This is a genomic window from Bradyrhizobium sp. GW821-FHT13H06, from assembly GCF_058803975.1.
This window is the reverse complement of record NZ_JBXAPN010000009.1, coordinates 185,425-198,001: the sequence shown is the minus strand read 5'-3', so window position 1 is coordinate 198,001 and position 12,577 is coordinate 185,425. Positions and strand designations below refer to the sequence as shown.

The 12,577-nt window shown below is 64.5% G+C and carries 10 protein-coding genes; 8 read left to right on the top strand and 2 right to left on the bottom strand.

What is annotated here, in order from left to right; genetic code table 11:
* Positions 1-9 precede the first annotated feature (9 nt).
* On the bottom strand, positions 10-684 hold the full coding sequence (locus tag AC1RQP_RS31210; RefSeq protein ID WP_028181433.1) for a Crp/Fnr family transcriptional regulator: 675 nt from the start codon (positions 682-684) through the stop codon (positions 10-12).
* Between the two features lie 335 nt (positions 685-1,019).
* Here AC1RQP_RS31210 and AC1RQP_RS31205 point away from each other — a divergent pair, with 335 nt between their 5' ends.
* The 6 genes from AC1RQP_RS31205 (at position 1,020) to AC1RQP_RS31180 (ending at position 8,270) form a co-directional block, all read left to right on the top strand.
* Positions 1,020-1,841 carry an ABC transporter ATP-binding protein gene (locus tag AC1RQP_RS31205; protein ID WP_492940674.1) on the top strand — a complete coding sequence of 274 codons (822 nt, stop codon included), beginning with the start codon at positions 1,020-1,022 and terminating at the stop codon, positions 1,839-1,841.
* Positions 1,838-3,769, top strand: coding sequence for a long-chain fatty acid--CoA ligase (locus AC1RQP_RS31200; protein WP_492940672.1), 1,932 nt, complete (start codon positions 1,838-1,840; stop codon positions 3,767-3,769). Before AC1RQP_RS31205 ends, AC1RQP_RS31200 begins: the two co-directional genes overlap by 4 nt.
* A gap of 217 nt (positions 3,770-3,986) precedes the next feature.
* Positions 3,987-4,880: a branched-chain amino acid ABC transporter permease gene (locus tag AC1RQP_RS31195; RefSeq protein WP_239625274.1), complete on the top strand. Its 894-nt coding sequence runs from the start codon at positions 3,987-3,989 to the stop codon at positions 4,878-4,880.
* A 3-nt stretch (positions 4,881-4,883) separates the two neighbouring features.
* On the top strand, positions 4,884-5,957 hold the full coding sequence (locus tag AC1RQP_RS31190; protein WP_492940670.1) for a branched-chain amino acid ABC transporter permease: 1,074 nt from the start codon (positions 4,884-4,886) through the stop codon (positions 5,955-5,957).
* A 44-nt stretch (positions 5,958-6,001) separates the two neighbouring features.
* Entirely contained in the window at positions 6,002-7,285 is a 1,284-nt protein-coding gene (locus tag AC1RQP_RS31185; protein ID WP_492940668.1) for an ABC transporter substrate-binding protein, read from the top strand.
* 145 nt (positions 7,286-7,430) lie between these two features.
* The gene (locus tag AC1RQP_RS31180) at positions 7,431-8,270 is read left to right on the top strand and encodes an ABC transporter ATP-binding protein (RefSeq protein WP_239625278.1); all 840 of its coding nucleotides are present in this window, start codon (positions 7,431-7,433) and stop codon (positions 8,268-8,270) included.
* Between the two features lie 60 nt (positions 8,271-8,330).
* Here AC1RQP_RS31180 and AC1RQP_RS31175 read toward each other — a convergent pair whose 3' ends face one another.
* Positions 8,331-9,485, bottom strand: a complete 1,155-nt coding sequence (locus AC1RQP_RS31175) for an AGE family epimerase/isomerase (RefSeq protein WP_492940666.1) — start codon at positions 9,483-9,485, stop codon at positions 8,331-8,333.
* Between the two features lie 86 nt (positions 9,486-9,571).
* On the opposite strand from AC1RQP_RS31175, the gene AC1RQP_RS31170 reads away from it, so the two are divergent.
* Both AC1RQP_RS31170 and AC1RQP_RS31165 read left to right on the top strand, forming a co-directional pair.
* Positions 9,572-10,795: a phenylacetate--CoA ligase family protein gene (locus AC1RQP_RS31170; protein ID WP_492940664.1), complete on the top strand. Its 1,224-nt coding sequence runs from the start codon at positions 9,572-9,574 to the stop codon at positions 10,793-10,795.
* Positions 10,796-11,188: 393 nt separating this feature from the next.
* Positions 11,189-12,565, top strand: a complete 1,377-nt coding sequence (locus tag AC1RQP_RS31165) for a GHMP family kinase ATP-binding protein (protein ID WP_492940662.1) — start codon at positions 11,189-11,191, stop codon at positions 12,563-12,565.
* Positions 12,566-12,577: the final 12 nt, after the last annotated feature.

The following is a 12,577-nucleotide window of genomic DNA, read 5'->3' as shown; positions in this document are numbered from 1 at the left end:
ATATCCGCCCTAATCCCCGTACCCGCGCAGCCGCTCGATATCGAGGATGGTGACGCCGCCATATTCCAGCCGCAGCAGCCCCTCTTTCTCCAGCCGGTTCAGCGCGCGGTTGGCGTTCTGGCGGGACATGCCGGAAAGCGCCCCGATCTCCTCCTGCGTGATCTCCAGATGCGTGGTCGATTCGGGATAGAGGATCGGGTTGAACAGCGAAGCAATGCTGCGGGCGAGGCGCGCGGTGGCATCCAGGGTGCGGTTGACCTCGAGCATGCCGATGAACTGGCCGAGCCGCTCGTTGAGTTGGCGCACCAGAAAGCGGTTGAAGCCGACGCTGTTCTCGAACAGCCACATGAAGGCACTGCGCTCCATCAGTGCGACGCGGCTGTCGCGCAGCGCGACCACGTCATAGCGGCGCGGCTCGTTCTTGAGCACGCTGCCCTCGCCAAACCAGGCCCCTGCCGTCAGCCCGGCAAGGCTGGTCTCCTTGCCGTCGCGCGAGACCCCGCCCATGCGGGCCAGGCCGCTCACCATGCCGGCCCAATAGGCAAAAATGTCGCCGCGCATGAACACGGTCTCGCCGGTGCCGTAGGACCGCTCCGTGATTCCGGCACGCGCGACCTCGATCTCCGCTTGCGTGAGCTCGCGCGACCAGGCGGCGACGCGCTTCAGATGATCTTCTGAAATCATGATCTGGCGGCCAGCCGCACGATTTCGTCACTCTGCTTTCTGCTGCATTGCAACATGATGGTTTCGACCGCCATTCGACCAAAGATGAACGCCGCTGCCGCCCTGCAAACTTTGTCGCAGAATTGTCAGCCGGGAGACATTTCAAAATAGCGCTTTCCCCTATTGAGGACCACCTCGGGCGATACGGCTTTCGATCCCCAACGGGAACGAGAGTGCGCGGCTCCGGTCGAGACCATCTGATGCATGGCCTCACCGTCACCGCCGTACTAGGATCGCTCGACAGAACGGACGAAGAGCGCCGCTGAAATGCGCCATGACCGGGAGGGATTCGTTTGGTGGCTACCAGTCTTGAAGTGCGCGGCGTCTCCTTGCGATTCGGCGGTGTTCGAGCGCTGACCGACGTCGGCTTCGCCATTAGGGAGGGCGAGCTGTTCTCGATCATCGGCCCCAACGGCGCCGGCAAGACCTCGATCGTGAACTGTATTTCCGGCCGCTACAAGCCGACCGAAGGCCAGCTCTTCTACCAAGGCCGCGACATCACCGGTTTGCCGCCGAATGCCCGCGCTTCGCTCGGCATCGGCCGCACCTTCCAGAACCTGGCGCTGTTCCACCATATGAGCGTGCTCGACAACATCATGGTCGGCCGCCATCACCTCCTGAAGAACAACTTCCTCACGGGCTCGCTGTATTGGCTCACCGGCGCGCGCAAGGAAGAGCTCGAGCACCGCCGCAAGGTCGAGGAGATCATCGACTTCCTCGACCTGCAGTCGGTGCGCAAGGCGACCGCGGGCACGCTCTCCTACGGCCTGCGCAAGCGTGTCGAGCTCGCGCGCGCCATGGCGCTGGAGCCCCGTCTCATTCTCCTCGACGAACCCATGGCCGGCATGAACTTCGAGGAGAAGGAGGACATGGCCCGCTACATCGTCGATCTCAACGAGGAGTTCGGGATGACGGTGGTGATGATCGAGCACGACATGGGCGTGGTGATGGACATCTCCCATCGCGTCATGGTGCTGGATTTCGGCAAGAAGATCGCCGAAGGCGATCCGGCCACCGTGCTCGCCGATCCCCACGTCAAGCGCGCCTATCTCGGCGAGGAGGACGAGGTGCTGGTCGATCCCGACGACGCGCCGCCGGCGCAGGAGAGCGCGGCATGATGGATTATGCAGGCCGGGTCGCGCAGGCCGACACTTATCCGAAGATGCTACGGCTCAATGCCAGGGAGCACGGCAACGAGATCGCTTTGCGGGAGAAGGATCTCGGGCTCTGGCGCATTTTCACCTGGAACGACTACCAGATCCGCGTGCGCGATTTCGCGCTCGGCCTGGTCGAGCTCGGCCTTGGCCGCGGTGATGTCATCGGCATCATCGGCGACAATCGGCCCGACTGGGTCGCGGCGGAAGTCGCGACCCACGCGATCGGTGGTCTGAGCCTCGGACTCTATCGCGACGTGCTGGACGAGGAGGCCTCCTATCTCCTCAACTATGGCGAGGCGCAACTCGTCTTTGCCGAGGACGAGGAGCAGGTCGACAAGCTTCTCACCCTTGCCGAGCGCGCGCCCAAGCTGAAGCACATCATCTATTCCGATCCGCGCGGGATGCGGAAATATGACGACCCGAGGCTGATGTCGGCGGAGAAGTTTGCCGAGCTCGGCCGGGCACGTGCTGCGCGGGAGCCGGAGCTCTACGACAGGCTGGTCGATGCCACCAAGGGCGAGGACGTCGCGATCCTCTGCACGACGTCAGGCACCACCTCGCATCCGAAACTCGCGATGCTCGCGGCCGGGCGCGTGCTCGGCCATTGCGCGACCTATCTCGCCTTCGATCCGAAGGGACCCGATGACGAATACGTATCGGTGCTGCCGCTGCCCTGGATCATGGAGCAGGTCTACGTGCTCGGCAAAGGCCTCTTGTGCCGGATGAAGATCAACTTCGTCGAAGAGCCCGACACCATGATGAACGATCTGCGCGAGATCGCACCGACCTTCGTGCTCTTTGCCCCACGGGTCTGGGAATCGATCGCGGCCGACGTCCGCGCCAAGGTGATGGATGCGACGCCCTTCAAGCAGCGCCTGTTCGACATCGGCATGAAGAGCGGCCTCGCCGCACTCGAACAGGGCAAGCGCTCCGGCTTTGCCGACGCGATCCTGTTCCGCGCGCTGCGCGACCGCCTCGGCTTCACCCGCCTGCGGTCGGCCGCGACCGGCGGCGCAGCGCTCGGCCCGGAAACCTTCAAATTCTTCCAGGCCATGGGCGTGCCGCTGCGCACGCTGTACGGCCAGACCGAGCTGCTGGGGGCCTATACGCTGCATCCCCAAGGCAAGGTCGACCCTGATACGACCGGCGTGCCGATGGCCGACAGCATCGAGATCCGCATCGACAATGCCGACGTCCACGGCGTCGGTGAGATTGTGGTGCGGCATCCCAACATGTTCCTCGGCTACTACAAGAATCCCGAGGCGAGCGTCGCCGACATCAAGGACGGCTGGATGTGCTCCGGCGATGCCGGCTATTTCAATGCCGACCAGCAGCTCGTCGTCATCGACCGCATCAAGGATCTCGCGGAGACCTCGCGCGGCGAGCGCTTCTCGCCGCAATTCATCGAGAACAAGCTGAAATTCTCGCCCTATATCGCGGAAGCCGTGGTGCTGGGCGCCAGCCGCGACGCGCTCGCGGCAATGATCTGCATCCGCTATTCCATCATCTCGAAATGGGCGGAAAAGAACCGGCTCTCGTTCACGACCTACAGCGACCTCGCCTCGCGGCCCGAGGTTTACGCGCTGCTGCAGAAGGAGGTCGAGACCGTCAATGCCACGCTGCCGCCGGCCCAGCGCATCTCGCGCTTCCTGCTGCTCTACAAGGAGCTCGATGCCGACGACGGCGAGCTCACCCGGACCAGAAAGGTCCGCCGCAGCGTCATCAACGAGAAATATGAGGGCATCATCGACGCCATCTACCACGGCGTCGCGGATATTCCCGTCGACACCATGATCCGCTTCCAGGACGGCACCACGCAGCGGGTACGCACCACGTTGCGTGTGGTGGACCTGGGTGTGCGTGGGCACATGGCGGAGGCGGCGGAATGAGCCTTCCGGCCGAGCGCGCGATGCCAGCCCATGCGCCCTCTCCCCTTGTGGGAGAGGGCATCTCTGCAGCCGACCACACGCTCGCTCGGGTGAGGGGTTCTCTCTCCCTGCCTTCGCTGCCGAGAGAACCCCTCACCCGTCTTCGCTTCGCGAAGCCACCCTCTCCCACAAGGGGAGAGGGAAAGGGCGCGCCGAATTTGTCAACGAGCATCATTGCATGAACACCGCCTTTCTCATCCAGCTCCTGGTCAACGGCCTCGTGGTCGGCACGCTCTATGGCGTTGTCGCGATGTCGTTCGTGCTGATCTACAAGGCGACGCAGGTCGTCAATTTCGCGCAAGGGGAACTGCTGCTGGTCGGCGCATGGGTGTGCTGGGCGCTGCTGGCGAAATACCAGCTGCCGTTCTGGATCGGCATGCCGATCACGCTGGTATTCATGTTCGTGTTCGGCATCGCGATCCAGGTGCTCATCCTGCGTCCGATGATCGGCGAGCCAATCATCTCGGTGATCATGGTCACGATCGGCCTGTCGACAGTGTTGCAGGCGACGCTGAAGTGGCTGTTCGGCGTCAATCCGCAGCCGTTCCCGCGGGTGTTCGAAAGCCAATCCGTCAGCCTGTTCGGGCTCCAGATCCAGACCGTCTATGTCATGAGCCTCGTCGTCTCGGTCGCGATGATGATCGGCATGGCCTGGTTCTTCCGCGCCTCCAAATACGGCCTGGCGATGCGCGCCACCGCGTTCAACCAGCAGGTTGCGCAGTCGCTCGGCATCTCCGTCAAGAGCGTGTTCGCGATGGCCTGGGCGATCTCGGCAACGGTCTCGGCGGTCGCCGGCGTCGTCGTCGCAGTCGTGAACGGCGTGTCCTCGGGCCTTGCCGCCTACGGCATCAAGGTGTTCCCGGCGGCGATCCTTGGCGGACTGGATTCAGTTGGCGGCGCCGTGCTTGGCGGCATCATCATCGGACTGCTCGAGAACGTCGCGCAATATATCGACAGCGAGTACCTGCACTGGGGCAATCTCTACGAGATCGCGCCGTTCTACGTCCTCATCATCGTGCTGATGATCAAGCCCTACGGGCTGTTCGGCACCCACGACATCGAACGGATCTGACCCATGGCCAGCCCTGCCCTCATTCCTGCTGGTGATTTCCGCACCTCCTACGCGGCCGACACCACAATCTTCCCGACCGCGACGAGCCGCAACTTCGCCATCGCAGGCGCGCTTCTGCTGTGTCTGGCGCCGCAATTCTTCAGCGGTTATTGGCTGAGCATCCTGATCCAGATCGGCATCTTCTCGATCGCGGCGCTCGGCCTCAACATCCTGGTCGGCTTCACCGGCCAGATCTCGATCGGCCATGCCGCCTTCTTCCTGCTCGGCGCATTTACCTCCGCCTACATTTCCAACAACGCGCCGATCCCGGTGTTCTTCGCAATCCCGCTCGCCGGCGTCGTCACCGCGCTGGTCGGGCTGATCTTCGGCATTCCGGCTGCGCGGCTGAAGGGTCTTTACCTCGTCATTGCGACGCTGGCTGCGCAGTACATCCTGCTCGACTTCTTCTCGCGCGCCGAATGGTTCTCCGGCGGCTCGGTGCCGGCGAGCGCCGCGCCTTTCTCGATCTTTGGCTATACGCTGCGCGGCGACAGGCAGTACTTCTACGTCGTGCTGGCCTATGTGCTCGTGAGCTACGTCCTCGTCACCAATCTGATGCGCACCCGTGACGGCCGCGCGCTGGTGGCGATCCGCGACCATTATCTCTCCGCCGAAATCATGGGCATCAACCTCACCAAGTACCGGACGCTGTCGTTCGGGCTTGCCGCCTTCTTCGCCGGCATCGCCGGCGCGCTCTATGCGCACTACCAGCTCGTGGTGTCGCAGGAGGGCTTCGGCATCGAGCGTTCGATCCTGTTCCTCGCGATGATCATCATCGGCGGCACCGGCTCGATCATGGGCACGCTGATGGGCACCGCCTTCGTGGTGCTGCTGCCGGAATCGATGGAGTGGCTGAGCCATCATCTGAAGGGCGGAGCGATCGACCAGGCACTCTCGCTCAACAACAACATCACCTTTCTGCGCGAGATCGCGATCGGGGTGATCATCATCGCATTCCTGATGTTCGAGCCCGACGGGCTCGCGCATCGTTGGCGGCAGATCAAGGCGTATTGGAAACTCTACCCGTTCTCGCATTGAGCGCGGGCAACTTCACTTAAACAATAAACAGGAGGAACCGACCCATGACGACGAAGTCCCTTTTGAGCACCGCATCGCTCGTGCTTGCGATCGCCGCATTCTCGGCGAGCGCTCAGGCGCAGATCGCGATCGGGCATCTCGCCGACTATTCCGGCGGCACCTCGGACGTCGGCACGCCCTTTGGCCAGGCCGTCGCGGATACGTTCGCCTGGGTCAACAAGAACGGCGGCATCGGTGGCAAGCAGATCAACCTCGACACCAACGACTATGGCTACCAGGTGCCGCGCGCAATCGCGCTCTACAAGAAGTGGTCGGCGCCGGACAACAAGGTCGCCGCGATCATGGGTTGGGGCACCGCCGACACCGAGGCGCTGACCGGCTTCCTCGCTCAGGACAAGATCCCCGACATGTCCGCCTCCTATGCCGCCGCACTCACCGATCCCGAGGGCGTCAGCGGCAAGGCCAAGCCCGCGCCCTACAATTTCTTCTATGGCCCGAGCTATTCGGACGCGCTGCGCGCGATGCTGATGTGGGCGGCCGAGGACTGGAAGGCCAAGGGCAAGCCCGGCAAGCCGAAATTCGTGCACATGGGCGCCAACCATCCCTATCCGAACGCGCCGAAGGCCGCCGGTGAAGCCATGGCGCAGGAGCTCGGCTTCGAGGTGCTTCCGCCGCTGGTGTTCGCGCTCACGCCGGGTGACTACAGCGCACAGTGCCTGAGCCTGAAATCCTCGGGCGCCAACTACGCCTATCTCGGCAACACCGCCGCCTCCAACATCTCGGTGATGAAGGCCTGCAAGACCGCCGGCGTCGAGATCCAGTTCCTCGGCAACGTCTGGGGCATGGACGAGAATGCGGCCAAGACCGCGGGCGATGCGGCCAATGGCGTGATCTTCCCGCTGCGCACCGCGGTGAGCTGGGGCGGCGATGCGCCCGGCATGAAGACGGTGATGGAGATCTCGAAGATGTCCGATCCCACCGGCAAGGTCTATCGCCCCGTGCATTACGTCGCGGCCGTCTGCTCGTCGCTCTACATGAAGGAGGCGATCGAGTGGGCCGCCAAGAACGGCGGCGCCACCGGCGAGAACGTCGCCAAGGGCTTCCACCAGAAGAAAGACTGGGTGCCGGCCGGGATGGAAGGCGTCTGCAATGCCTCGACCTGGACCGAGAAGGACCATCGCGGCACGCTCAAGGTCGACCTCTACCGTACCAAGGTCTCAGGCGCGACCGACGGCGACCTCAACGACCTCATGGCCAAGGGCACGATCAAGCTCGAGAAGGTCAAGACCGTCGAGCTGCCGCGCAAGCCGGAATTGCTGGGGTGGTGAGCCGAGCATTTGCCGAGCCCAGAACTGTCATCCCCCGCGAAGGCGGGGGATCCAGTACGCCGCAGCCTTTCGGGGAACGTCAGGCGTCTCTGGAATACTGGGTCACCCGCCTTCGCGGGTGACGACACCGAGAAAGTAGCTGATCATGAGTGAAACGGCCCAGATCGAGCGTCCCTCCCCCAGCATCGTCCCCGCCCCGCCGCTCCTCGCCGTGCGCAACATCGAGGTCGTCTACGACGACGTCATCCTGGTGCTGCGCGGCCTCAGCCTCGACGTGCCGAAAGGCGCGATCGTGGCGCTCCTGGGCGCCAACGGCGCCGGCAAGTCGACGACGCTGAAGGCAATCTCCGGGTTGCTCAAGACCGAAGACGGTGAGGTCACGCGCGGCGAGATCCTGTTCGAAGGCGAGCGGATCAACGGCATCGACCCCGACAAGATCGTGCGCCGCGGCATCTTCCAGGTGATGGAGGGCCGGCGCATCGTCGCCGACATGACGTCGCTGGAGAACCTCAAGCTCGGCGCCTTCACCCGCAGGGACCGCGAGGTCGATTCCGACCTCGACATGGTCTTCAACTACTTTCCGCGCCTGAAGGAGCGCACTGGCCTTGCCGGCTATCTCTCCGGCGGTGAGCAGCAGATGCTCGCGATCGGCCGGGCCCTGATGGCGCGCCCCAAGATGATCTTGATGGATGAGCCTTCGATGGGCTTGTCGCCGCTGCTGGTGAAAGAGGTGTTCTCGATCATCCAGAAGATCAACCGCGACCTCGGCGTCACCATTCTGCTGGTCGAGCAGAACGCGCGCGCTGCGCTCTCGGTCGCAAGCCACGGCTACATCATGGAACAGGGCAAGGTCGTGCTCGACGGCAGCGCGGACGACTTGCGCGACAACGAGGACGTCAAGGAATTCTATCTCGGCGGCGCCGGCGACCAGCGCAAGAGCTTCAAGAACCTCAAGAGCTTCAAGCGGCGCAAGCGCTGGCTGTAGCGTTTTCAAGCGAAGCGGGAACCGGTTCGCGTGAAGAAAACGCGTCGATACAAAAGAGCTTCAACTCTCAAGCACCTGCTCCGCTTCCGTGACCGCGCAGAGAACATGATAGAACGACGACGCAGGAATGATGTCGATCAGCGATTTGCCGTCGCGATCGAACTGGTCGTACCAGCCGCCCTTCACGGGATGGCTGAGATAATGCCGTTCGAGCCGCACCAGCGCCGCGCGCGCCTCATCCGCCGCCCCCGCCTCGCCGGACTCGGCTTGCGCGATCCACGCCTTCGCGATCTCGGTCTGCGGCCACAGCCGGCGCGTGCTGCGGCGGATGTTGCCGACGTCGTCCCCCTCGTCGATCAGGCAGCCCGTAACCTCGTCGCGATAGCGCAGCGCGGTCGACAGCAGTTCGGCACGCCGCGGCGCGGTCGGGCAGCCCGTGATGCGCTCGAAACCCTTCAGCAGCCAGACCCATTCCGCCTGGTGACCGGGCTCGACGCTGACGGGCTCGATCTTCGACCAGTCTTCCTCGAAGTACTCGGTCAGGATGCGCTTCTGCTTGTCGTAGAGATTGGCCAGGAACAGTGCGAAGAATTCTCCGGCGCGGTTCTGAAACGACAGATCGTGGGTCGCCTCGAAGCACGCGATCATCGCCTCGAACAGATGCATGTGCGGGTTCTGCCGGCGCGGCAGCGAGATTGGAAGGCCTTCGTGAACGCCGCCATGCGGCGAGCGCAGATGGCCGTCGAGGAAGGCGAGCAGCGCATCGATCTCGGCGCGAACCTGCGCGTCCTGGTCGAGGGCGTAGACGGCCGCGAGCGCAAAGAGGACGAAGGCGTGGTCATAGGCATCGCGCCGGGCATCCAGCACCGCTCCCTCGGGCGTCAGCCGGTGCACGTAGCCGGGCCGGCCGTCGGGCGCCTTCGCTCTGGACAGCAGATGCTCCAGCCCCTTCAGCGCGATGCCACGCCCCTCAGGATACCATCCCATCTGCGCCGCCTTGGCGTAGCACCAGATCTGGCGCGCCTGCACGAACACGCGCCGGGGCGCGGCCGCGTCGGCCGTGCCGTCGCGGTGCAGCCGGTCGATGAAACCGCCCGCAGCCTGATCCCAGCCGACCGTCGACCACAGCGGCAGCGCCTCGTCGATCATGCAGCGCTTCAGGCGCGCGATGACGTTCGACGCCTCGTCCGCCGCAATGATTCCTTCGTCCGCCATCGGGTCCTCTCTAGGCCTCACCAATGGCGGTCTGATACCCATGCTGGTGGCGGCGCGCAACGGATGCCAACACGGAAAGAACAGCCATGACCGCCCACTACGACGCCCGCGAAACCCGTGAACAGGCAGCGCGCGAGGCCGACCTGTTCTCCCGCCTGCCAGGGGTGCTGCGAGCTGCGATGGCCGCTCCGGCCTATGCCGAGCGGCTCAAAGGCTGCGATCCCGCCGCCGTGACCTCCCGGGCGGCCCTGGCGGGCCTGCCGGTGTTGCGCAAATCGGAGCTGCCCGCTCTGCATAAGGCCTTTGCGCCTTTCGGCGGCCTCGTGGCGGGGCCTCCCGGCTCGTTCGCCCGCCTCTTCACCTCCCCCGGCCCGATCTTCGAGCCGGAAGGACGGCAAGGAGATCCCTGGCGCGGCGCGAGGGCGCTGTTCGCGGCCGGGTTCCGTCCTGACGATATCGTCCTCAATACCTTCAGCTACCATCTCACCCCCGGCGGCTTCATCTTCGACGCCTCCGCACGCGCACTCGGCTGCGCGGTCATCCCGGCCGGCCCCGGCAATACGGAACAGCAATTCGAGCTGATCGAGGCCTATCGCCCGGTTGGCTACAGCGGCACGCCGGATTTCCTGAAGATCCTGCTCGACGCCGCAGCAAGCTCCGGGCGCGACATCTCCTCGATCAAGCGCGCGCTGGTCTCGGGCGCCGCGTTCCCGCCCTCGCTCCAGGCCGAGATCAAGGCGCGCGGCATCGACGCCTACCAGGCCTTCGGCACCGCCGATCTCGGCCTCATCGCGTTCGAGACCGAGGCGCGCGAGGGCATGGTCGTGAACGAGGACCTGATCCTGGAGATCGTCAAGCCCGGCACCGGAGATCCGGTTGCGCCGGGCGACGTCGGCGAGATCGTCGTGACCTCGCTCGATCCGCACCATCCCTGGATCCGGCTCGCCCTCGGCGACCTCACCGCGGCCCTACCCGGCACGAGCCCATGCGGGCGCACGAACATGCGCATCAAGGGCTGGATGGGCCGCGCCGACCAGACCACCAAGGTCAAGGGCATGTTCGTCCGGCCCGAGCAGATCGCCGAGATCGGCACGCGCCATTCCGCACTCGGAAGATTGCGCCTCGTCGTCACACGCCAGGGCGAGGCCGACGCGATGACGCTGCGTGCGGAAACGGCGGCCGCGAACGATGCCCTGCGTGATGAGATCGCAGCCAGCCTGCGCGCAGTGACGAAACTCGGCGGAAGCGTCGAACTGGTCAGTCCCGGCACGCTGCCTAACGACGGCAAGGTGATCGCGGACGAGCGGTAACGTCGACCGACGTCGACGGCAAGATCGCTCTCGCGAACGCAACGAACAGGCGACAGTTAAGCGGACTGGTGTCCGCATGGACACCCCGGATGTGCGAAGCGCATTCCTTCCGCGGCTGCGACCAACTCGCCGGCGCGCAGCGGCATGGCGCGGTGTTTCCGCACTTAATCCACGAGCTGATTCCAACATTCATCTCGTGTCGACCCGTTAACGTGCGCCTTCACTAAGAGCCGTGGCCACTATAAACGGGCGCTTCGTGGCCGAAGCGCTTGACAAGCGCCGTTTTCGCGTAGTGCCCCGGGGGCGCAGGAACCTTGCATCGTCCCCGCGGCTCCCGTATTACCAACCGCTGCTACAATATGGCCTGGAATTGGCCCCTTCCGGATCCAAAACGTGCTTGAACCGACCCTCGTCACCATCGCCGAGACCGAGACCATTGAGGAAGCCTTCCGGCGCCTGAATGCGAATATGCTCGGCATCCTGTTCGCACAGGACGCGAGCGGACGAATCGTCGGCGCCGTGACGGACGGTGACATCCGCAGGCGCATGCTGACCGGCATCACGATCCAGGACCGGGTCGCGTCCTGCATCAATCGCAACTTCGTCTGGGCGCCGACCGGCGGCCCGCGCGAGCAGATCCTGAAGCTGCTCGACCAGCGCGTGCACGTGGTGCCGATCCTCGATGGCGAGGGACGGCTGGTCGACGTATTCAGCCGCGAGCTGTTCAACCTCTCGGAAGAGAGCGAGGTGTTCGCGCGTGCCCGATCGCCGGTGCGGATCAGCTTCTCCGGCGGCGGCACCGACCTGACGCATTACTTCGTGGCGAATGACGGCGGCGCGGTCATCAGCGCCACGATCAAGATGTACGCTCACGCGACGCTGCGGCGCCGGAGCGATCCCAGCATCAGGATCTACTCGCACGATTTCCGCCGCACGGTCGAGGCCGACAGTCTCGCAGAACTCGGAACGGGCGGAGATCTCGCGCTGATCAAGTCGGTCGTGCGCCTGATCAAGCCGACTTATGGATTCGAGCTCGAAGTCTCCGCCGACTTCCCGGTCGGCTCCGGCCTCGGCGGCTCCGCTGTGGTCACCTCCGCCATCATCGGTTGCTTCAACGAATTCCGGGGCGATCAGTGGGACCGCCACGAGATCGCGGAGATGGCCTTCCAGGCCGAGCGGCTGATGCTCAACATTCCCGGCGGCTGGCAGGATCAGTACGCCACCGTGTTCGGCGGCTTCAATCACATGGAGTTCTTCTCCGACCAGAACACCATCGTGCCGCTTCGTCTCGATCCCAACATCATCGCCGAGCTCGAGGAGAGCCTGGTGCTCTGCTACACCGGCTCCGGCCGCGATTCCGGCGCCATTCACCGCGACCAGAAGGCTCAGCACGAGACCAGCGACGCCGTCGCCGCCGCTGCCAAGCAAAAGGAAGTGACGCGCGACATAAGGCGGCATCTGCTGCGCGGCCAGCTCCTGGAATGCGGCCGGCTGATCGACGAGGCCTGGCACGCCAAACGGAAGCTGAGCTCGAAGATCTCGTCGGACGCGATCGACGCGATCTATGATTTCGCCAAGCAGCACGGCGCAGTCGGCGGTAAGCTCCTGGGCGCCGGCGGCGGCGGTTATTTCCTGTTCTTCGTACGTCCGTTCGAGCGCTACCAGCTCATCGCGGCGCTGGAACAGCAGGGGCATCGCTGTTCGCGCATCATGTTCGAAGAGAACGGGCTGCGGACGTGGAAGTCGCGCGTTCCCGCACGGCTCGCCTGACGCATATGAGAC

Excerpts from the sequence above, each read along its gene's own strand:
- AC1RQP_RS31185 (WP_492940668.1), top strand. The coding sequence starts at position 6,002 with ATGACGACGAAGTCCCTTTTGAGCACCGCATCGCTCGTGCTTGCGATC.
- AC1RQP_RS31195 (WP_239625274.1), top strand. The coding sequence starts at position 3,987 with ATGAACACCGCCTTTCTCATCCAGCTCCTGGTCAACGGCCTCGTGGTC.
- AC1RQP_RS31170 (WP_492940664.1), top strand. The coding sequence starts at position 9,572 with ATGACCGCCCACTACGACGCCCGCGAAACCCGTGAACAGGCAGCGCGC.
- AC1RQP_RS31200 (WP_492940672.1), top strand. The coding sequence starts at position 1,838 with ATGATGGATTATGCAGGCCGGGTCGCGCAGGCCGACACTTATCCGAAG.
- AC1RQP_RS31210 (WP_028181433.1), bottom strand. The coding sequence starts at position 684 with ATGATTTCAGAAGATCATCTGAAGCGCGTCGCCGCCTGGTCGCGCGAG.
- AC1RQP_RS31180 (WP_239625278.1), top strand. The coding sequence starts at position 7,431 with ATGAGTGAAACGGCCCAGATCGAGCGTCCCTCCCCCAGCATCGTCCCC.
- AC1RQP_RS31175 (WP_492940666.1), bottom strand. The coding sequence starts at position 9,485 with ATGGCGGACGAAGGAATCATTGCGGCGGACGAGGCGTCGAACGTCATC.
- AC1RQP_RS31190 (WP_492940670.1), top strand. The coding sequence starts at position 4,884 with ATGGCCAGCCCTGCCCTCATTCCTGCTGGTGATTTCCGCACCTCCTAC.